Here is an 18258-nt window from a genome sequence, read left to right on the forward strand (position 1 = left end):
CGCCACAGGCGCCTGGAGAGGAGCACGGTGACGAACCCCGCCGAGAGACTCGTGGATCTGCTCGATCTGGAGCGGATCGAGGTGAACATCTTCCGCGGCCGCAGCCCACAGGAGTCGTTGCAGCGCGTCTTCGGCGGACAGGTCGCCGGTCAGGCGCTGGTGGCGGCCGGCCGCACCGTGGACGACGAGCGCCCGGTGCACTCGCTGCACGCGTACTTCCTGCGCCCGGGCCGGCCCGGGGTACCGATCGTCTACCAGGTGGAGCGGGTGCGCGACGGGCGCTCGTTCACCACCCGCAGGGTCACCGCGGTGCAGGACGGCCGGACGATCTTCAATCTGACGGCCTCCTTCCACCTCCGCGAGGAGGGCGCCTTCGAGCACCAGCTGCCGCCCCGGCACCTGGTGGACCCGGAGAGCCTGCCGAAGCTCGCGGACGAGGTCCGCGACCACCTCGGGGACCTTCCGGAGGCGCTGGAGCGGATGGCACGGCGCATGCCCTTCGACATCCGCTACGTGGACCGCCTGCGCTGGACGAAGGAGGAGGTCACGGACGCGGACCCGCGCAGCGCGGTGTGGATGCGCGCGGTCGGCCCGCTGGGCGACGACCCCCTGGTGCACACCTGCGCCCTCACCTACGCCTCGGACATGACGCTGCTCGACGCGGTCCGGATCCCGGTCGAACCGCTGTGGGGCCCCCGCGGCTTCGACATGGCGTCCCTGGACCACGCGATGTGGTTCCACCGCCCCTTCCGCGCCGACGAGTGGTTCCTCTACGACCAGGAGTCCCCGGTCGCGACGGGGGGCCGGGGCCTCGCGCGCGGCCGGATCTACGACCTGGAGGGGCGGCTGCTGGTGTCGGTGGTCCAGGAGGGACTGTTCCGGAAGCTCTAGGACGCCGGGAAGGGCGCTGGGGACGCCGGGCAGGGTGCCGTGCGCCGGGCCGGGATTCCTCGACGCCGGGCCGGGACTCCTAGACGCCCGGCAGGGTGTCCTGCTCGACCTCGTGCCGCCGGGTCCGGATCTCCGGGCCCGGCGGGTGCAGTTTGGCATCGCAGGACGGGCCGAGGCCGGTGCGACGGGACGAGGCGCCGGTCAGCGGGCGGCCGCACAGCCGGCACCGCACCGGGTGCGGTCCGGTCCGCTCCCCCGGTGCGGAATCGATGTCGATTGCCAGCGGTTCATCTCCCATGCTGAGATCAAACCTCATTCCGACGAGGAGCAGTACATGAGCCTGTACGACATTCCGCTGAAGACCCTGGGCGGCGACCCCCTCTCGCTGGCCGACTACCGGGACCGCGCGGTCCTGGTAGTGAACGTGGCCTCGAAGTGCGGTCTCACCCCGCAGTACGCCGGTCTGGAGCGGCTGCAGAAGGAGTACGGGGAGCGCGGCCTCACCGTGCTCGGCGTGCCCTGCAACCAGTTCGCGGGCCAGGAGCCGGGCAGCGCCGAGGAGATCGAGACCTTCTGCTCGACGACGTACGGCGTGAGCTTCCCGCTTCTGGAGAAGACGGACGTCAACGGCGACGGGCGCCACCCGCTGTACGCCGAGCTGACCAAGGTCGCGGACGCCGAGGGCGAGGCCGGCGACGTGCAGTGGAACTTCGAGAAGTTCCTGGTCGGCCGGGACGGCGCGGTCACCCGCTTCCGTCCGCGCACCGAGCCGGAGGCCCCGGAGGTCGTCGCCGCGATCGAGGCCCAGCTTGCCTGACCCGGGGGTGGTGGAGCGGCTGCGGGCCGCGGGCTGTGTCTTCGCCGAGGAAGAGGCGGAGCTGCTGCACGCGGCGGCGGCCGGTCCGGCCGAGCTCGACGCGATGGTCGAGCGGCGGGCCGCGGGCCTGCCCCTCGAGCACGTCGTGGGCTGGGCCGAGTTCGGGGGGTTGCGGATCGAGGTCGACGCCGGGGTGTTCGTACCGCGTCGGCGTACGGAGTTCCTGGTCGCCCAGGCGGTGTCCCTGGCCCGGCCGGGGGCTGTCTGCGTGGATCTGTGCTGCGGCTCCGGCGCCGCGGGCGCGGTGCTGCTCGCTTCCGTCGAGGGCGTGGAGGTGTACGCCTCCGACATCGAGCCGGCGGCGGTGCGCTGCGCCCGCCGCAACGTGGAGCCGCGCGGCGGCCGCGTGTACGAGGGAGACCTCTTCGCGCCGCTGCCGGCGGGACTCCGGGGCCGGATCGAGGTCCTGGTAGCCAACGTCCCCTACGTCCCGAGCGCGGACGTGGCACTGCTGCCGGCCGAGGCCCGCGAGCACGAGCCGCTGGTCGCCCTGGACGGCGGCACGGACGGCCTGGACGTCCTGCGCCGGGTCGCGGCCGGGGCCGTGGAGTGGCTGGCCCCGGGCGGGCACCTCCTGGTGGAGACCAGCGAGCGCCAGACCGCCCGGGCGGTCGCCGCGGTCACCGAACGCGGACTGACGGCCAGGGTCCTGGAGGACGAAGAGCTGTACGCGACGGTGATCGTGGCGGCGCGCGGCGCGGTCTAGGGGTCCGTCCGGTCCCATGCGCCGTACGGACCCCTGGCGCCCGTGCGCCGTACGGACCCTGGCGCCCATGCGCCGTGCGGACCCGGGCGCCCCTCCGCGCCCCCTCGCCCCACCGGCGAGTCGGGCTCGGCGGCGCTGGTCAGGGCGCGGCCGAGGAGGTCGAGCAGGCGCTCCTCGTGCCGCTTCGTCCCGGAGGCGCTGCAGGCGTCGGCGTAGGACAGCGGGAGGCCGTGGGCGGTGCGCCACGATTTCGGCCATCCCTCCGGCGGCGTCTCCCCGGTCCGACGGTTCGATCCCGCCGAGATCCCCCGTGGAGGACACCGCCTAAGGTGTCCGGCGTGCGTGTACTGCTCGTCGAGGACGACGAAGACCTCCGGTTCGGTGTGGCCGCCGCCCTGCGGGCCGCCGGGCTCGCCGTCGACGAGGCGGCGGACCTGCCGCAGGCGGACGAGGCGCTGTTCGTCACCGCGTACGCCTGCGCCGTCTTCGACCGGATGCTGCCGTCCGGCGACGCCGCCGCCTACGTCGAGGGCCTGCGGCGCGCCGGGCGCGACGTGCCCGTGCTGTTCCTGACCGCGCGCGACACCGTGGCCGACCGGGTGGCGGGCTTCGCGAGCGGCGGTGACGACTACCTGGTCAAGCCCTTCGCGGTGCCCGAGCTGGTCGCCCGGGTGCGCAGCCTGTGCCGCCGCGCCGCGGTGGTGCGGCCGCCGGTGCACGTGGTCGGCGACCTGGAGATCGACACGGCGCGCCGGCAGGTTCGCCGCAGCGGCGTGCTGCTGACGCCGACGAGCAGGGAGTTCGCGGTCCTGGAGGCCCTGGCGGCCCGGGCCGACCAGGCGGTCCCCCGCGCCGAGCTCATCGAGAGCTGCTGGGACGAGATGGCCGAGCCGCAGTCCAACGTCCTGGAAGTCCTCGTCTCCCAGCTCCGCCGCAAGCTGGGCGACCCGCCGCTGATCCACACGGTGCGCGGGGTCGGCTACCGGCTCGCGCCCGACGCCGCCCGGTGAGCCGCGTCCTCTCGCGCCGGTCGCGGCCGCTGACGCCGACGGAGCGGGTGATGCGCCTGCGGCGCAGGATCAGCCTGCTGTTCGCGCTGACCAGCGCCGTGGGGCTGATCGCGATGGCGGTGCTCGCCGTGCGCAGCGACAGCGGGCGCTGGCGGGAGCAGCTCGACCACACGATGGACGCCGACAGCAGCTGGGCGCTCGGGCTCCTGGAGACCGACGCGGACGGGCGTCTGGACACGGCCGTCCTCGCGGACACCATGGACGTCGACTGCCCGCCGCTGACCGTTCTGCTCGTCGACGGCGCCGCCCCCGGCGACCTGGCCGTCCAGCACGCCCCGGCGAAACCCTGTCTGGTCGTGAGCCGCGACGTCGTGCTGGAGGCCGGCCGGGCGGCGGTGCGGGCCGAGGAGCCGCGCGGCTTCGACCGGCGCACCGCGACCGGCGCACCGGTCCGGGTCTTCGCGCTGCCCTTCTACGCCGCCGAGGCCGCGGACGACGAAGGGCCTCAGGGCGTGCTGGTGACGACGGCCGACGCGAGCGCCCCGCAGGACGACCACCGGCGCCTGGTGTGGCTGGTGACGGGCGGCTGCGCCGTGCTCGTGCTGCTGTCCGCGGGCGTCGGGCACGCCCTCTCGGGGCGGGCGGTCCGGCCCGCGCTCACCGCTCTGGGCCAGCAGGAGGCCTTCCTCGCGGACGCGGCGCACGACCTGCGCACCCCGGCCGCCGCACTGCGCACCCTCGCCGAGACGGCGCTGCGCGGTGAGACGGACGGCGCGGACGTGCACCGGCGCACCCTGCGGCTCGCGGAGGGCATGGGGCGGCTCGTCGACGGGCTGCTCACGCGGGCCCGTCTGATGTCAGGGACGGCTGCCCCGGACCGTCGGCCGCTGCGCCTCGACCAGCTGGTGGAGGCGGTCGCCGAGGAGGCCGGCGAGAGCACCGCGGAGGCGCATCGGATGCGGGTCGACGCCGAGGAGACGGTCGTGTCCGCCGACCCCGACCTGCTGCGCCGGGCCGTGGGCAACCTCCTGGGCAACGCGCTCACGCACGGGCACGCGCCGGGAGCCTTGGCGGATGTCCTCGTCACGGTCACCCGCGACGGCACGGTGACGGTCGAGGACGCCGGGCCCGGGCTTCCCCCGGAGGTCGCGGGGGCGCTCTTCGAACGCTTCCGCAGCGGCTCGGGCTCCACCGGCCTCGGCCTCTCCATCGCCTCCTGGGTCGCCCACGCGCATGGCGGCACCCTCACAGCGGGATGCTCGGAGCACGGCGGGGCGCGGTTCGTGCTGCGGCTGCCGGCGCGGGAGGGCTGACGGCAGCACGCGGTGCCCCGACCCGGGTCACCCGCCGGGCCCCAGGCCGCGGTCAGGCGCCAGGAGCCACCGCGGGCCCGTGCCCCAGCCCGAGCCCGGCGCCGTCCCGTGCCCCGGCCCCGCCGCGGTGCCGCGCACCCGCTTCAGCAAATCCTCAGCATCGGCACGTGATCCTTTCCCCGACCGACCGTCCCAGGGGAGCTTCTCGTGATCCGCGCCACCGCCCGCCGCCGCCGTCCGGCCCTCGTCCTCGCCCTCGCCGTCCTCGGTGCCACCTCCCTGACCGCCTGCACGGCCGGCCCGGCGCCCGACCCGGACCGGCCGGGGGGCGCGTCCGCCGGCGCCGACCCGGCCGGCCGGCCGGAACTGCGCCGGTTCTACGGGCAGAAGCTCGCCTGGCGGCCCTGCGGCGACCTCAGGTGCGCCTCGCTCACCGTGCCCATGGACTACTCCCGCCCCGGCAACGGCAAGACCTTCGTCCTCCCCGTGGCCAAGGCCGCCACGGCCACGGCGGACCGGCGGCTGGGCTCGCTCGTCTACAACCCCGGGGGTCCCGGCGAGCGGGGCGTCCAGGCCCTCCGGGACGGCCTGGCCGACGACCTCGGCCGGGGTGTGCGCGAGCGCTTCGACGTGGTCGCCTTCGATCCGCGCGGGGTCGGGGAGAGCAGGCCGGCGCTCACGTGCGCCGCCCCGGGGCGGTCGGAGGAGGACTCGGCGGCGCCGGCCGCCGCCGTTCCGCTCCACCCGCGTACCGCGGCCGAACGCGCCGCCGCCCTCGCCGACGCGCGGGCGACGGCCGAGGCCTGCCGCGAGGCCAGCGGTCCGCTGCTCCCGCACGTGGGCACCGCCGACGCGGCCAGGGACCTGGACGTGCTGCGGGCGGCGCTGGGCGAGCGGCGTCTGACGTACGTCGGCTGGTCGTACGGCACGAGTCTGGGCACCTCGTACGCCGAGCAGTTCCCGCACCGGGTGCGGGCGATGGTCCTGGACGGGGCCGTCGACCCGGCGCTCGACTGGCGGCAGCGGATGCTGAACCAGGCGAAGGGCTTCCGGGACGCCGTCGACACGTACGCACGCACCTGTGCCGACGTGGTCGGCAAGGGCTGTCCCGGAACCGGCCCCGAGGAGATACGCGGGCTGATCGACCGGCTCGTGGAGCGGACGCAGCACGAACCGCTGCCCGTCCAGGGCTCCGGGGACGGAATCGACGCGGCCGGGGTGATCTCGGCGCTCAGCATGGCCATGTACACGCCGGAGGCGCAGTGGGAGGGCCTGTCCGCGGCCCTGCGCGCCGCGGACGGGGGCGACGGCACGAAGCTGGCGGCCCTGGCCACGGAGGGGGACGAGGGGGACGAGGAGGACGAGGAGCTGCCGGACGGTGCCGGGACCTCCGACCCGTCCGACGCGTCCGGGACGTCCGACGGCTCGGCGGACTCCCGGGACGCCGCCCCCGACGTGCCCGAGGACAACTCCGAGGCCGCCCTGATCGCCGTCAACTGCCTCGACGTCCCGCACCCGCGCGACGAACGGGCCTACTGGGACGCCCTCGACCCCGCCGAGCGTGCCGCCGGGGTCTACGGCAGCACCGGGCTGACCGGCGAACTGGTCTGCAAGGACTGGCCCGCCGGTCCGGACCGCCCGCACCGGGTGAACGCCGCCGGCGTCCCGCCGGTGCTCGTGGTCGGCACGGCGGGCGACCCGGCGACGCCGTACCAGGAAGCGGTGAGCCTGGCCCGGCAGTTCCCGGGCGGCATGCTGCTGTCCTTCCGGGCGCCGGGCCACACCGGGTACGGCCGCGACGCCTGTGTCGACAGGAAGGTCGAGGACTATCTGATCGCCCTCACGAAGGTCCGTCCCGGTACGACGTGCACGCCGTGACGAGGCTCCTTCGCAGACTCCGTGGGTCCCTGCCCGGCAGCCTCAGCGGGCCCGGGGCCTGATGCGGCAGCGGGCCGGGCCGAGGGCCTGGAGGGTGATCGCGGAGCCGAGCGGCACCTGGGTGTCGATCGCCTCCAGTTCGTAGTCCCGGAGGACCATCGCGAGGGCGATCACGGACTCCAGCATCGAGAAGTGCTGCCCGATGCAGGCCCGCGGGCCGCCGCCGAACGGGAACCAGGCGTAGCGGGGGCGGGCGGCCTCGGCCTCGGGGGTGAACCGGTCCGGGTCGAAGCGCTCCGGGTCGTCCCAGTAGCGGGGATGCCGGTGGGTGACCCACGACGAGACGATCACGTCGGCCCCGGCGGGGATGGCGTATCCGTCGATCTCGGTGGCCTCGACGGCCCGCCGTCCGATGGCCGGGGCGGCCGGGAAGAGCCGCATGGCCTCCTTCAGGACCCGGGTCAGGTACGGCAGCGCGTCGAGGTCCGCGGCGTCGGGCGTGCGGCCGGCGAGGACGCGGTCCACCTCCTCGTGGGCGCGCTTCTGCTCCTCGGGGTGGCGGGCGAGCAGGTGCAGTGCGAAGCCGAGCGAGGTGGCGGTGGTCTCGTGGCCGGCGAGGAGGAACACCAGGACCTGCTCCCGGAGTTCGGCCGCGTCGAAGCCGCCGTCCTCGTCGCTTCCGGCGGCGACCAGGAGGGTCAGCAGGTCCCTTTCCGCTCGGGCACTTCCGGCCGTGCGCCGCTCGGCGATGATGCGGTCGCAGACGGCGTAGAGCTCCTCGTGGGCGGCGGCGGCCCGGCGGTTGCCGGGGGTGGGCCAGTCGCGCGGGAACTTGCGGGGCGAGTAGCCGCGGCGGGAGACGTAGGCGCCCATCACGGGGAAGCAGCGCTCGACGATGCCGACGGCGGCCTCGACGTCGGTGCCGAAGAGGATGCGGGCGACCGCGCGCAGGGCGAGCCCGGTCATCTCGTGGACGACGTCGACGGACTCCTTGCCGCCGGCCCGCCAGGTGTCGGTGAGCCGGGTGACCTCGGCGGCGATGGCGGAGGCGTACGTGTCGACGCTGCGACGCGTGAACAGCGGCTGGACGAGACGCCGTTGGCGCAGGTAGTCGTCGTCCTGGCTGGTGAGCAGTCCGTTGCCGAAGGACTCGCGGATCTCCTGGTAGAAGGCGTTGTCCTTGCGGAAGTTGGCGGCGTCACCGGCCAGGACCTGCTGGGCGCCCTCGGCGGAGAACACGCAGTGGACGGTGGCCCGGGCGCCGGGCGGCCCGGCGCTGATCCGGACCACGTCGCCGTGGTCGCGGCGGGCCTTGAGGAAGGTGCCGAGCGCGTCGTTCTTGAGGTCGAGCAGTGAGCCGAGCAGCGGGATTCCGGTGAGTTCGGGTATCGCCCGCGCGGTGGTCGTCGCCATCGTGCCGTTCCCCCCTGAGAGCTTCGGTGGCGTGGTCGGTGCTCGTGACCGGAGCGTCCGGCCGACGGGTCTCCCGGTCGACGGGCCTTCCGGTAGGCGAGCCTCCGGTCGAATCGCGTGATCGATTCTTGTGATCGATTCTGCCGCACGAGGTGACCGGCCGGTAGTCTGCGCGGCGGGCCGTTGTCAGTGGTCTCTGGAACGCTTTCCCCATGGACGCACCCGAGATGACCCTGCAGCTCACCGTCGACTGCGCCGAGCCTCAGCGCCTGGTCGCCTTCTGGACCGAGGCCCTGCGGTACGTGCCGGAGCCGCCGCCGGAGGGCCACGCGAGCTGGAACGCGTACTGGCGGACGGTCGGCGTCCCCGAGGAGGAGCTCGGGGACGGTGCCGAGGCGCTGCCGGAGTCGATCGTCGATCCGCGGGGCACGGGCCCCCGGGTCTGGTTCCAGCGGGTCCCGGAGCCGAAGACGGTCAAGAACCGGCTGCATCTGGACCTGAAGATCGGCGGCGGGCGCACCGTCCCGCTCGCCGTGCGCCGCGAGCGGGTGGACGCCGAGGTGGCGCGGCTGACCGCGCTCGGCGCGTCCGTGCTGTACACGATGGACGAGCCGGACGGGATGGACCACTACGCGGTGGTGCTCCAGGACCCGGAGGGCAACGAGTTCTGCGTCGTCTGACCCTCCCGGCCCGGGCTCCCGGGGCCTGGACTCCCCGGGGGCGGGGCCGCCGGCACCGCGAGCCGGCGGCCGTGGACCGCCGGGCCGGCGCGTCAGCGGATCGGCATGCCCGAAAGCGTGCGGGCGATGACGAGGCGCTGGATCTCGCTCGTGCCCTCGAAGATCGTGTAGATCGCGGCGTCACGGTGCATCCGCTCGACCGGGTACTCACGGGTGTAGCCGTTGCCGCCGAGGATCTGGATGGCCTGGGCCGTGACCTTCTTGGCGACCTCGCTCGCGTACAGCTTGGACATCGAGCCCTCGGCGGAGGTGAAGGGCTTGCCGGCGGTCGCCATCCAGGAGGCGCGCCAGACCAGCAGGCGGGCCGCGTCGATCTGGGTGCGCATGTCGGCCAGCTGGAAGGCCACGCCCTGGTTGTCGATGATCGGGCGGCCGAACTGCTCGCGGGTCCTGGCGTAGTCGAGGGCGACCTCGTACGCGGCGCGGGCGGTGCCGACGGCCATGGCGCCGACGGCGGGGCGGGAGGCCTCGAAGGTGGCCATGGCGGCGTTCTTCACGCGCTCGCCGCTGCCGGCCTGCCTGGCCTTCTCGCGGGCCCGGGCGAGGCGCTCGTCGAGCTTCTCCTTGCCTCCGAGGAGGCAGTGCCCGGGGACGCGGACGTTCTCGAGGACGACCTCGGCGGTGTGGGAGGCGCGGATGCCGTGCTTCTGGAACTTCTGGCCCTGGGAGAGACCGGGGGTGTTCGGCGGCACGATGAAGGAGGCGTGGCCCTTGGAGCCGAGTTCCGGGTCGACGACCGCGACGACGACGTGGACGTTGGCGATGCCGCCGTTGGTCGCCCAGGTCTTCGTGCCGTTGATCACCCACTCGTCCTTGGCCTCGTCGTAGACGGCGCGGGTACGCATGGAGGCCACGTCGGAGCCGGCGTCCGGCTCGGAGGAGCAGAAGGCGGCGACCTTGACGTCGGCGGCGTCGCCGTACATCTGCGGCACCCACGTCCCGATCTGCTCCTCGGTACCGTTGGCGAGGACGCCGACGGCGGCGAGGCCGGTGCCCACGATGGAGAGGGCGATGCCGGCGTCGCCCCAGAAGAGCTCCTCCATGGCCATCGGGATGCCGAGGCCGGTCGGGTCGAAGAACTGCTGGGCGTAGAAGTCGAGGGAGTAGATTCCGAGCTTGGCCGCCTCCTGGATGATCGGCCAGGGGGTCTCCTCACGCTCGTCCCACTCGGCCGCCGCGGGGCGCATCACGTCTGCGGCGAAGCCGTGGAGCCAGTCGCGCACCTGCTTCTGGTCGTCGTTGAGTTCGAGCGTGAACTCGGCCATGGTCCCTCCCGGCGGTATGTTACTTGCGGTAACAGTAGTCTGTTACCGACCGGTAGGGGCTGTCAACCAGCAGCGGAGCGCTTCCCGGCGAGCGCAGCCCGAACGGCACCGAGTGCCGTTCGGGTGTTACGTTGCGGACAGCCTCAGGAATTCGTACGGGCGGGGAGAGACTCTTATGGACACCACACACCGGACCACCACCGACCAGCAGAAGCCGGCCGACCAACGGCGCCGGGAGCTGCTGGAGGCGGCGGACCGCGTGGTGCTCCGCGACGGGCCGAAGGCCTCCATGAACGCGATCGCGGCCGAGGCCGGGATCACCAAGCCGATCCTCTACCGCCACTTCGGCGACAAGGGCGGCCTCTACCGGGCCCTCGCCACCCGTCACACCGACGCCCTGCTCTCGGCGCTCCGGGCCGCGCTCGACGCGCCGGCCGAGCGGCGGCAGCGGGTCGAGTCCACCCTGGACACCTACCTGGCCTCGATCGAGGCCATGCCGCAGGTCTACCGCTTCCTCATGCACCCGGCCGAGGAGTCCCACCAGTCGGAGCAGGGCTTCGACGTGGGCCGCCACTCCGCACCGCTGCTCCGCCGCATGGGCGAGGAGCTCGGCCAGGTCATCGCGGAGCGGGTCGACCTCGGCGCGGGCAGCGAGGCGCAGGCCCGTATCTGGGGTCACGGGATCGTCGGCATGATGCATGCCGCGGGCGACTGGTGGCTGGGCGAACGCCCGTGCTCCCGCGCAGAGTTGGTACGGAGCCTCGCAGATCTTCTGTGGGGCCGGCTGGCGGCGGCGGGTGACCGGGCGGACGGGCCGGGGTTCTGACCCGGGCGGCGGGCGGAGGACCGCGCCCCCTCCCCCGGACGTCGCCCCGGAGGCCCCCCGGACGGAGCCCACGCGCTCCGTCCCGTCACGCCGGCGCGGCCGGGCCGGCGCCTCAGCCCTCCAGTGCGGCCACGCCCCCGCCCCACGGCTCCTTTCGGATCGCCCGCAGCAGGCGGCGCCGGAACCGTCCCGTGACGTGGTCCGCGTACACCCCGCCCTCCAGGTGGTCGCACTCGTGCTGGAGGCACCGGGCGAAGAAGCCCGTGCCCTCGACGCGGACCGGGGTGCCGTCGAGGCGGACGCCCTCGACGACCGCGCGGTCGTGGCGCGGGGTCGGGGCCTCCAGGCCGGGCAGGGAGAGACAGCCCTCGGGGCCGCGGAAGACGTCGCCGTCGGCCTCGACCAGCCGAGGGTTCACCACGTGGCCCAGGTGCCGCACGTCCTCGTCGTCCGGGCAGTCGTAGACGAAGACGCGCAGCCCGACCCCCACCTGGTTCGCGGCGAGGCCCACGCCGTTCGCCGCGTACATCGTCGCGAACATGTCCTCGACGAGGCGGGCCAGCCCGGGGCCGAAGTCGGTGACGGGCTCGCAGGGGGTGTGCAGCACCGGATCGCCGAGCAGGGTCATCGCTCGGACATGGCCGGAACTGCCGGGGATCAGGCGGTTTCGCATGGGCGCAAGGGTACGTTCAGGGGTCAGCCCGTCTCGCCACGGTGCCGCGGTTCGGGCTGCTGGCCGGATCTCGATAGGCTGAGGCCGGACCGACGCAAGGAGGAACAAGGACGATGTCAGGCAGCAACTCGGAGCCGCTGACGCCGCGCGCCAAGCTGGCCGTGACGGCGGGCAAGGCCGCAGCCGCGGTGTCGCGGGCAGCGGGACGCGGCAGCGGATCGGTGATCGGCGGCCGGGTCGCGCTCAAGCTCGACCCCGATCTGCTGGGGCGGCTCGCGCAGCACCTGGACGTGGTCCTCGTGTCGGCGACCAACGGAAAGACCACCACGACCCGGCTGATCGCCGAGGCCCTGCGGGCCAGCGGTCCGGTCGTGTCGAACGCGCTCGGCGCGAACATGCCCGCGGGCATCACCTCCGCCCTGGCCGGCGGATCGGACGCCAAGTTCGGCGTCATCGAGGTGGACGAGAAGTACCTGGCGGGCGTCGCCCGGGACACCACCCCGAAGGCGATCGCGCTGCTCAACCTGTCGCGCGACCAGCTCGACCGCGCGGCCGAGACCCGGATGCTGGCCGAGAAGTGGCGCGAGGGCCTCAACGGCACCAAGGCCGTGGTCATCGCCAACGCGGACGACCCGCTGATCGTCTGGGCCGCGTCCTCCTCCCCCAACGTGGTGTGGGTCGCGGTCGGCCAGGAGTGGAAGGACGACGCCTGGTCCTGCCCCGCCTGCGGCGGTGTGCTGCAGCGCCCCGGCGACGACTGGTTCTGCGGCGAGTGCGGCTTCCGCCGCCCCGCGCCGAGCTGGGCGCTCAACGGCGACCACGTGCTCGACCCGCACGGTTCGGCCTGGCCGATCCACCTCCAGCTCCCCGGGCGCGCCAACAAGGCGAACGCCGCCACCTCGGCCGCGGTCGCCGCGGTCTTCGGGGTGCCGCCGCAGGTCGCCCTGGAGCGCATGTACCAGGTGCAGGCCGTCGCCGGCCGCTACGACGTGGTCTCCTTCCAGGGCCGTGACCTGCGGCTCCTGCTGGCGAAGAACCCGGCGGGCTGGCTCGAAACGTTTTCCCTGATCGACCAGCCGCCGACGCCGGTGATCCTCTCGGTCAACGCGCGCGGCGCCGACGGCACGGACACGTCCTGGCTGTGGGACGTCGACTACGGCCGCCTGGCCGGCCACCCGATCATGGTGATCGGCGACCGCAAGCTGGACCTCGCGGTCCGCCTGGAGGTCGCGGGTGTGGACTTCCGCGTCTGCGAGACGCTCGACGAGGCCGTCACGGTGGCCCCGCCCGGGCAGATCGAGCTGATCGCGAACTACACCGCGTTCCAGGACGTCCGCCGCCGCGTCGGCAACTGACCGCGCCTCGACCCCGCAGAAGGACTTGCAGCATGAGTGACAGCAGCCTGCGTCTGGTCTGGGTCTACCCCGACCTGCTCAGCACCTACGGCGACCAGGGCAACGTCCTCGTCGTCGAGCGCCGCGCCCACCAGCGCGGACTCAGCGTCGAGCGCGTCGACGTGCGCAGCGACCAGCCCGTCCCGACCTCCGGCGACATCTACCTGATCGGCGGTGGCGAGGACCGGCCGCAGCGGCTCGCGGCCGAGCGGCTGAACCGCGACGGCGGCCTGAGCCGGGCCGCGGCCAACGGCGCGATCATCTTCTCGGTGTGCGCCGGTTACCAGATCCTGGGCCACGAGTTCGTCAACGACGTCGGCGAGCGCCAGCCGGGCCTCGGCCTGCTCGACGTGACGACGGTCCGCGGCGAGGGTGCCCGCTGCGTCGGCGACGTGCTCGGCGACATCGACCCCCAGCTGGGCCTGCCCCAGCTCACCGGGTTCGAGAACCACCAGGGCGTCACGCACCTCGGCCCGACCGCCCGCCCGTTCGCCCGGACCGTGTTCGGCAACGGCAACGGCACCGGCGACGGCACCGAGGGCGCGTACAACGACACCGTGTTCGGCACGTACATGCACGGCCCGGTCATGGCGCGGAACCCGCAGATCGCGGACCTGCTCCTGAAGCTGGCGCTCGACGTGAACGCGCTGCCCCCCACGGACGACCGCTGGTACGAGGCGCTGCGCAACGAGCGCATCGCCGCCGCCACGCAGCCGTCCTGACGGCTCGGCAGACTGCACGTCTGAGCACCCTGGCGCACATGGGATTCGTAAGTGAATACGGTGTCCAATCTGCGGACATTCGGTTCGGCCCCGCCACTCGGCACCGATAGGGTGGCGGGGATCCAGCCGGACGACGTGGTCCGGGAGTCGGCCCACGTTGCAAAGGTTTTTGGGCTATGCGCATTGGTGTGCTCACCTCCGGCGGAGACTGCCCCGGTCTGAACGCCGTCATCCGTTCCGTCGTGCACCGCGCCGTCGTCGACCACGGTGACGAGGTCATCGGCTTCCTCGACGGCTGGAAGGGTCTCCTGGAGGCCGACTACCGCAAGCTGGACCTGGACGCCGTGAACGGCATCCTGGCCCGCGGCGGCACCATCCTCGGCTCCTCCCGGGTCCAGCCCGCCCATCTGGTCGACGGCGTCGAGCGGGCCAGGGGCCACGTGGCCGACCTGGGCCTCGACGCGATCATCCCGATCGGCGGCGAGGGCACCCTGAAGGCCGCGAACCTGCTGTCGGAGGCGGGCCTGCCGATCGTCGGCGTGCCGAAGACCATCGACAACGACATCGCCTCGACCGATGTCACCTTCGGCTTCGACACCGCCGTCACCGTGGCGACCGAGGCCCTGGACCGGCTGAAGACCACCGCCGAGTCCCACCAGCGCGTCCTGATCGTCGAGGTCATGGGCCGGCACACCGGCTGGATCGCGCTGCACTCCGGCATGGCGGCCGGCGCCCACGCCATCGTCGTGCCGGAACGCCCCTTCGACATGGACGAGCTGGCGGCCCGGGTCGGCGCGCGCTTCGAGGACGGCAAGCGCTTCGCGATCGTCGTGGTCGCCGAGGGCGCGAAGCCGCGCGAGGGCTCGATGGACTTCAAGACCGCCGGCACGGACATCTACGGCCACGAGCGCTTCACCGGCGTGGCCAACCAGCTCTCCGTCGAGCTGGAGCGACGCCTCGGCAAGGAGGCCCGCCCGGTGATCCTCGGTCACGTCCAGCGCGGCGGCACCCCGACCGCGTACGACCGCGTCCTCGCGACCCGCTTCGGCTGGCACGCGGTGGAGGCGGCGCACCGCGGCGAGTTCGGGATGCTGACGGCGCTGCGCGGCACCGACATCGTGCTCGTCCCGCTGGCGCAGGCCGTGGAGACCCTGAAGACGGTCCCCGAGGACCGCTACGCCGAGGCCGAGAACGTGCTCTGACCGCCTTCCCGCGCGGGCCTGGCGCCACGAACCGCCCCCGGTCGCGATCGCGACCGGGGGCGGTTCTAGTCTGGTGCGGACAACAAGCGCGAATCGGGCTCCAGGAGTAATACATGGATCACAGCGGGCACGGCATGACGATGGACATGCCGCCGTTCACGCTGGGGCGGGCCCTGGAGTTCTCCCCCGACCTGTTCTTCCTCTTCGGCTGTCTCGCCGCCCTCGGCCTGTACGGCTGGGGCGTGGCGCGGCTGCGCCGCCGCGGGGACGCGTGGCCGGTGAGCCGGACGGTGTTCTTCGCGGTGGGTGTGCTGACGATCGCACTCGTCATGTGCACCCGGCTCAACGACTACGGCATGGTCATGTTCAGCGTGCACATGGTGCAGCACATGGTGATCTCCATGCTGTCGCCGATCCTGCTGCTGCTCGGCGCGCCCGTGACGCTGGCACTGCGGGCACTGCCGGTGGCCGGGCGCGGCTCGACGGGCCCGCGCGAGCTGCTGCTCAAGCTGCTGCACAGCAGGTACATGCGGATCGTCACGCATCCGGCGTTCACGATCTCCATGTTCATCGCGAGCCTGTACGCGCTCTACTTCACGTCGCTCTTCGACTTCCTGATGGGTTCGCAGGCGGGTCACGTCGCGATGATGGTGCACTTCCTCATGGTGGGCCTGGTCTTCTTCTGGCCGATCATGGGCGTCGACCCGGGACCGCACCGGCCGGGCTACGTGATGCGGATGCTGGAGCTCTTCGCGGGCATGCCGTTCCACGCCTTCTTCGGCATCGCGATGATGATGGCGACCGAGCCGCTGGTGAAGGTGTACGAGAACCCGCCGGCCTCGCTCGGCATCGACGCGCTGACCGACCAGCACGCCGCGGGCGGCATCGCGTGGGCGTTCAGCGAGATCCCGTCGGTGCTGGTGCTGATCGCGCTGGTCTACCAGTGGTACCACTCCGAGCAGCGCCAGGCGGTCCGCAAGGACCGGGCCGCGGACCGGGACGGCGACAAGGAGCTGGAGGCGTACAACGCGTACCTCGCCTCGCTCCAGGGCCGCGGACGGTAACCCTCCGTACCGGCGCACAACGGCGCGTCGCAGGTCTGGCGCGCGCGCCCCTTCCGGGGTCACGATGGCAAGGTCGTCATGACTTCGAGGAGGGCGGAGCGATGATGTCCGGTCCCACGAAGACGATGGGTGTGATCACCCTCGCCGCGCTCGTGCTGATCACGACCTACACGGTGGCGCTCGGCAGCAGCGGCTGGCTCTGGTTCGGCTGGGTGGTGCTCAGTGTGGCCACCATCGGGATGGCGGCCGCCGACGCCGGCGAGCCGTACGCCCGGTCGGCGCGGCCCGATCGCCCCGGCCGTCGGCCCTGAACCGCGCCGGGTCCCGGTGAGGAGCGGGGTCCTGGCTCGGTGTCTCATCCGGTCCCGGTGAGGAGCGGGGGCCTGGCTCGGACCGGTCTCATCCGGTCCCGGTGAGGAGCACCCACACCTTGCCGGGCGCGAAGGACAGCGGCGCGCCCGCCGGGGTGGTGAAGGTGGTGCCGGAGTCGGCGTCCGGCCGGTTCCAGCGGGCCTCGTGGACCCTCCCGTCACGCAGCACCTCCGCGCGCCCGGAGCCGGTCGTGACGGTGTACGGCGACACGGCGCCGAGGAAGTCGTGGAAGCGGGAGGGCCGTACCGAGACGTGCTGCACCACGACGGTGGCCGGCTTCAGCGGCCCGTCGGGCCGGCCGTCCATGGCCACGCGCCAGGCGTGCTCCGCGGGCACCCAGGTGAAGGTGTAGCGGGCGGCGGGGAAGCGCACGGTCCGGCTGTTGAGGGGGGTGCCGTCCCCCGGCGCGGGGCCGAAGCGGAAGCCGATGTCCTTGGCGTGCGTGGCACCGGGTGCGGTCGCGAGCGCGCGGACGGGCTTCAGGTAGAGGTTGTGCGGGGGGGCCCGGCCGGGGTCGCGGACGAAGGCGCCCGGGGCACTGCTCTCGCTGGCGAGGTGGAGCGGGGCGGCCCGCAGCAGCGGGGTGAGGGCGGTCTGGGCGCCGGAGTAGGCCAGGACCGGGCGCCCGAACTGGCGGAGCAGGGCGAGGTCGGACTCGCGGGCGCTGCGGACCGGGCCGACCCGCGCCGGCAGGTGGGACGAGTACACGGCCATGAGCCGGGTCTGGCCGGACTCGACCTGTTCGACGTAGACGAGGTCGGCGTCGGCGAGGCCGGTGTGCGGCCGGGCCGGCGGCACGTTGTCGATCTTGACGGCGAGGACCGGCGCGGAGCGGGCCGGCAGTCCGGTGAGCGGGGAGATCCCGGCACCGGGCGGCGAGGTGACGGGCGGCGGAGTGGCCGGGGGCGGGGTGACGGGCGCGGGCGTCGGCGTCGGGGCCGGCTCCGACGGGCCCGAGCCGGAGCAGCCGTGGAGGCCGGCGGCCGCCACGGCGCACAGTACGGCGGTGGCGACGACGCCGGGACGCCTGTGCCCGCGCGCGCCTGTCATCGGACCCGTTCCCTCCCCACCAGTGGACCACGGGGGCGCCCTTGGTTACAAAGGGAGCTGCCGCTGAGTGAACGGGGGTTGTCGGTGTTCTACTACGTCCTGAAGCACGTCCTGCTCGGGCCGCTCCTCAAGTTGCTGTTCCGGCCGCGGGTGGAGGGCCTGGAGCACGTTCCCGAGGAGGGCGCGGCGATCGTCGCCGGGAACCATCTGTCCTTCTCCGACCACTTCCTGATGCCCGTGGTGCTGAGCCGCCGCATCACCTTCCTCGCCAAGCAGGAGTACTTCACCGGTCCCGGTCTGAAGGGGCGGCTGACCGCGGGGTTCTTCCGCAGCGCGGGCCAGATTCCGGTGGACCGCTCGGGCAAGGAGGCGGGGCAGGCCGCGATCCGCGAGGGGCTCGGCGTGCTCGGCCGGGGCGAGTTGCTGGGGATCTACCCGGAGGGCACCCGCTCGCACGACGGACGCCTGTACAAGGGCAAGGTCGGGGTCGCGGTGATGGCGCTCACGGCGGGCGTGAAGGTGGTGCCGTGCGCGATGGTCGGCACCTTCGAGATCCAGCCGCCGGGACGGGTCCTGCCCCGGCTCCGCCGGGTCACCATCCGCTTCGGCGAGCCGCTGGACTTCTCCCGCTACGCGGGTCTCGCGGGCGAGAAGGCGGCGGTCCGCGCGGTCACGGACGAGATCATGTACGAGATCCTGAGGCTGTCCGGGCAGGAGTACGTGGACGAGTACGCGGTGAAGGTGAAGGCGGCGGAGACCGACGAGGGGCCCGGGAAGTTCCCCGGACCGGGACGCTGAGGGCGAATCCGCGCACGGCGAAAGGTCCTGGGCCGCCCGGCCCGGGGCCCGTAGCGTCCCTTCC

General features: G+C 73.4%; 19 protein-coding genes. 14 read left to right on the top strand and 5 right to left on the bottom strand.

Annotation, left to right across the window (positions count from 1 at the left end; genetic code table 11):
• Nucleotides 1-27: 27 nt before the first annotated feature.
• Nucleotides 28-891, top strand: coding sequence for an acyl-CoA thioesterase (locus ACIRQF_RS12255; protein WP_404091413.1), 864 nt, complete (start codon nt 28-30; stop codon nt 889-891).
• A gap of 79 nt (nt 892-970) precedes the next feature.
• On the opposite strand, the gene ACIRQF_RS12260 is transcribed toward ACIRQF_RS12255, so the two are convergent.
• Complete coding sequence (locus ACIRQF_RS12260; RefSeq protein WP_376631672.1) at nt 971-1189, bottom strand: DUF6011 domain-containing protein; 219 nt, start codon at nt 1187-1189, stop codon at nt 971-973.
• Between the two features lie 36 nt (nt 1190-1225).
• Between ACIRQF_RS12260 and ACIRQF_RS12265 the strand changes: the two genes are divergently transcribed.
• The 5 genes from ACIRQF_RS12265 (at nt 1226) to ACIRQF_RS12285 (ending at nt 6675) form a co-directional block, all read left to right on the top strand.
• Nucleotides 1226-1708, top strand: a complete 483-nt coding sequence (locus tag ACIRQF_RS12265) for a glutathione peroxidase (RefSeq protein ID WP_376631673.1) — start codon at nt 1226-1228, stop codon at nt 1706-1708.
• Nucleotides 1701-2474: a putative protein N(5)-glutamine methyltransferase gene (locus tag ACIRQF_RS12270; protein WP_404091418.1), complete on the top strand. Its 774-nt coding sequence runs from the start codon at nt 1701-1703 to the stop codon at nt 2472-2474. Before ACIRQF_RS12265 ends, ACIRQF_RS12270 begins: the two co-directional genes overlap by 8 nt.
• A gap of 338 nt (nt 2475-2812) precedes the next feature.
• Entirely contained in the window at nt 2813-3484 is a 672-nt protein-coding gene (locus ACIRQF_RS12275) for a winged helix-turn-helix domain-containing protein (RefSeq protein ID WP_404091421.1), read from the top strand.
• A gap of 50 nt (nt 3485-3534) precedes the next feature.
• Nucleotides 3535-4797 carry a sensor histidine kinase gene (locus tag ACIRQF_RS12280; protein WP_404091424.1) on the top strand — a complete coding sequence of 421 codons (1263 nt, stop codon included), beginning with the start codon at nt 3535-3537 and terminating at the stop codon, nt 4795-4797.
• Between the two features lie 207 nt (nt 4798-5004).
• Nucleotides 5005-6675, top strand: coding sequence for an alpha/beta hydrolase (locus tag ACIRQF_RS12285; RefSeq protein WP_404091426.1), 1671 nt, complete (start codon nt 5005-5007; stop codon nt 6673-6675).
• Nucleotides 6676-6717: 42 nt separating this feature from the next.
• Here ACIRQF_RS12285 and ACIRQF_RS12290 read toward each other — a convergent pair whose 3' ends face one another.
• Nucleotides 6718-8088 (bottom strand): cytochrome P450, encoded by a 1371-nt coding sequence (locus ACIRQF_RS12290; RefSeq protein ID WP_404091429.1) that lies wholly within the window; start codon nt 8086-8088, stop codon nt 6718-6720.
• Nucleotides 8089-8300: 212 nt separating this feature from the next.
• Between ACIRQF_RS12290 and ACIRQF_RS12295 the strand changes: the two genes are divergently transcribed.
• Complete coding sequence (locus tag ACIRQF_RS12295) at nt 8301-8768, top strand: VOC family protein (protein ID WP_404091432.1); 468 nt, start codon at nt 8301-8303, stop codon at nt 8766-8768.
• A 92-nt stretch (nt 8769-8860) separates the two neighbouring features.
• Here the strand turns inward: ACIRQF_RS12295 and ACIRQF_RS12300 are convergent, their stop codons facing one another.
• A complete protein-coding gene (locus tag ACIRQF_RS12300) occupies nt 8861-10093 on the bottom strand; it encodes an acyl-CoA dehydrogenase family protein (protein WP_389752882.1) in 1233 nt (410 codons plus the stop codon).
• A gap of 175 nt (nt 10094-10268) precedes the next feature.
• Here ACIRQF_RS12300 and ACIRQF_RS12305 point away from each other — a divergent pair, with 175 nt between their 5' ends.
• Nucleotides 10269-10919, top strand: coding sequence for a TetR family transcriptional regulator (locus ACIRQF_RS12305; protein WP_376631688.1), 651 nt, complete (start codon nt 10269-10271; stop codon nt 10917-10919).
• 112 nt (nt 10920-11031) lie between these two features.
• Here the strand turns inward: ACIRQF_RS12305 and def are convergent, their stop codons facing one another.
• Entirely contained in the window at nt 11032-11592 is a 561-nt protein-coding gene (def, locus tag ACIRQF_RS12310; protein ID WP_404091436.1) for a peptide deformylase, read from the bottom strand.
• A 113-nt stretch (nt 11593-11705) separates the two neighbouring features.
• Between def and ACIRQF_RS12315 the strand changes: the two genes are divergently transcribed.
• The 5 genes from ACIRQF_RS12315 (at nt 11706) to ACIRQF_RS12335 (ending at nt 16285) form a co-directional block, all read left to right on the top strand.
• Nucleotides 11706-12947, top strand: coding sequence for a MurT ligase domain-containing protein (locus tag ACIRQF_RS12315; RefSeq protein WP_376631692.1), 1242 nt, complete (start codon nt 11706-11708; stop codon nt 12945-12947).
• Nucleotides 12948-12979: 32 nt separating this feature from the next.
• The gene (locus ACIRQF_RS12320; RefSeq protein ID WP_376631693.1) at nt 12980-13708 is read left to right on the top strand and encodes a type 1 glutamine amidotransferase; all 729 of its coding nucleotides are present in this window, start codon (nt 12980-12982) and stop codon (nt 13706-13708) included.
• A 176-nt stretch (nt 13709-13884) separates the two neighbouring features.
• Nucleotides 13885-14910: a 6-phosphofructokinase gene (locus ACIRQF_RS12325; RefSeq protein WP_376631695.1), complete on the top strand. Its 1026-nt coding sequence runs from the start codon at nt 13885-13887 to the stop codon at nt 14908-14910.
• Between the two features lie 113 nt (nt 14911-15023).
• Complete coding sequence (locus ACIRQF_RS12330) at nt 15024-15974, top strand: cytochrome c oxidase assembly protein (protein ID WP_376631696.1); 951 nt, start codon at nt 15024-15026, stop codon at nt 15972-15974.
• Nucleotides 15975-16075: 101 nt separating this feature from the next.
• The gene (locus ACIRQF_RS12335) at nt 16076-16285 is read left to right on the top strand and encodes a hypothetical protein (protein ID WP_404091817.1); all 210 of its coding nucleotides are present in this window, start codon (nt 16076-16078) and stop codon (nt 16283-16285) included.
• Nucleotides 16286-16373: 88 nt separating this feature from the next.
• Here ACIRQF_RS12335 and ACIRQF_RS12340 read toward each other — a convergent pair whose 3' ends face one another.
• A complete protein-coding gene (locus tag ACIRQF_RS12340; protein ID WP_404091441.1) occupies nt 16374-17396 on the bottom strand; it encodes a DUF3048 domain-containing protein in 1023 nt (340 codons plus the stop codon).
• An 84-nt stretch (nt 17397-17480) separates the two neighbouring features.
• Between ACIRQF_RS12340 and ACIRQF_RS12345 the strand changes: the two genes are divergently transcribed.
• A complete protein-coding gene (locus ACIRQF_RS12345) occupies nt 17481-18194 on the top strand; it encodes a lysophospholipid acyltransferase family protein (RefSeq protein WP_404091444.1) in 714 nt (237 codons plus the stop codon).
• The last annotated feature ends 64 nt before the right edge of the window (nt 18195-18258 follow it).

It is taken from the genome of Streptomyces sp. NPDC101191 (assembly GCF_044767915.1).
In the GTDB taxonomy this organism is placed as follows: domain Bacteria; phylum Actinomycetota; class Actinomycetes; order Streptomycetales; family Streptomycetaceae; genus Streptomyces.

What these genes read in the sequence shown, in the direction of transcription:
- ACIRQF_RS12325 (WP_376631695.1), top strand. Translation starts at nt 13,885, where the DNA reads ATGCGCATTGGTGTGCTCACCTCCGGCGGAGACTGCCCCGGTCTGAAC.
- ACIRQF_RS12280 (WP_404091424.1), top strand. Translation starts at nt 3,535, where the DNA reads ATGCGCCTGCGGCGCAGGATCAGCCTGCTGTTCGCGCTGACCAGCGCC.
- ACIRQF_RS12320 (WP_376631693.1), top strand. Translation starts at nt 12,980, where the DNA reads ATGAGTGACAGCAGCCTGCGTCTGGTCTGGGTCTACCCCGACCTGCTC.
- ACIRQF_RS12340 (WP_404091441.1), bottom strand. Translation starts at nt 17,396, where the DNA reads ATGACAGGCGCGCGCGGGCACAGGCGTCCCGGCGTCGTCGCCACCGCC.
- ACIRQF_RS12265 (WP_376631673.1), top strand. Translation starts at nt 1,226, where the DNA reads ATGAGCCTGTACGACATTCCGCTGAAGACCCTGGGCGGCGACCCCCTC.
- ACIRQF_RS12260 (WP_376631672.1), bottom strand. Translation starts at nt 1,189, where the DNA reads ATGGGAGATGAACCGCTGGCAATCGACATCGATTCCGCACCGGGGGAG.
- ACIRQF_RS12335 (WP_404091817.1), top strand. Translation starts at nt 16,076, where the DNA reads ATGATGTCCGGTCCCACGAAGACGATGGGTGTGATCACCCTCGCCGCG.
- ACIRQF_RS12315 (WP_376631692.1), top strand. Translation starts at nt 11,706, where the DNA reads ATGTCAGGCAGCAACTCGGAGCCGCTGACGCCGCGCGCCAAGCTGGCC.
- ACIRQF_RS12300 (WP_389752882.1), bottom strand. Translation starts at nt 10,093, where the DNA reads ATGGCCGAGTTCACGCTCGAACTCAACGACGACCAGAAGCAGGTGCGC.
- ACIRQF_RS12305 (WP_376631688.1), top strand. Translation starts at nt 10,269, where the DNA reads ATGGACACCACACACCGGACCACCACCGACCAGCAGAAGCCGGCCGAC.
- def (WP_404091436.1), bottom strand. Translation starts at nt 11,592, where the DNA reads ATGCGAAACCGCCTGATCCCCGGCAGTTCCGGCCATGTCCGAGCGATG.
- ACIRQF_RS12290 (WP_404091429.1), bottom strand. Translation starts at nt 8,088, where the DNA reads ATGGCGACGACCACCGCGCGGGCGATACCCGAACTCACCGGAATCCCG.
- ACIRQF_RS12295 (WP_404091432.1), top strand. Translation starts at nt 8,301, where the DNA reads ATGGACGCACCCGAGATGACCCTGCAGCTCACCGTCGACTGCGCCGAG.
- ACIRQF_RS12330 (WP_376631696.1), top strand. Translation starts at nt 15,024, where the DNA reads ATGGATCACAGCGGGCACGGCATGACGATGGACATGCCGCCGTTCACG.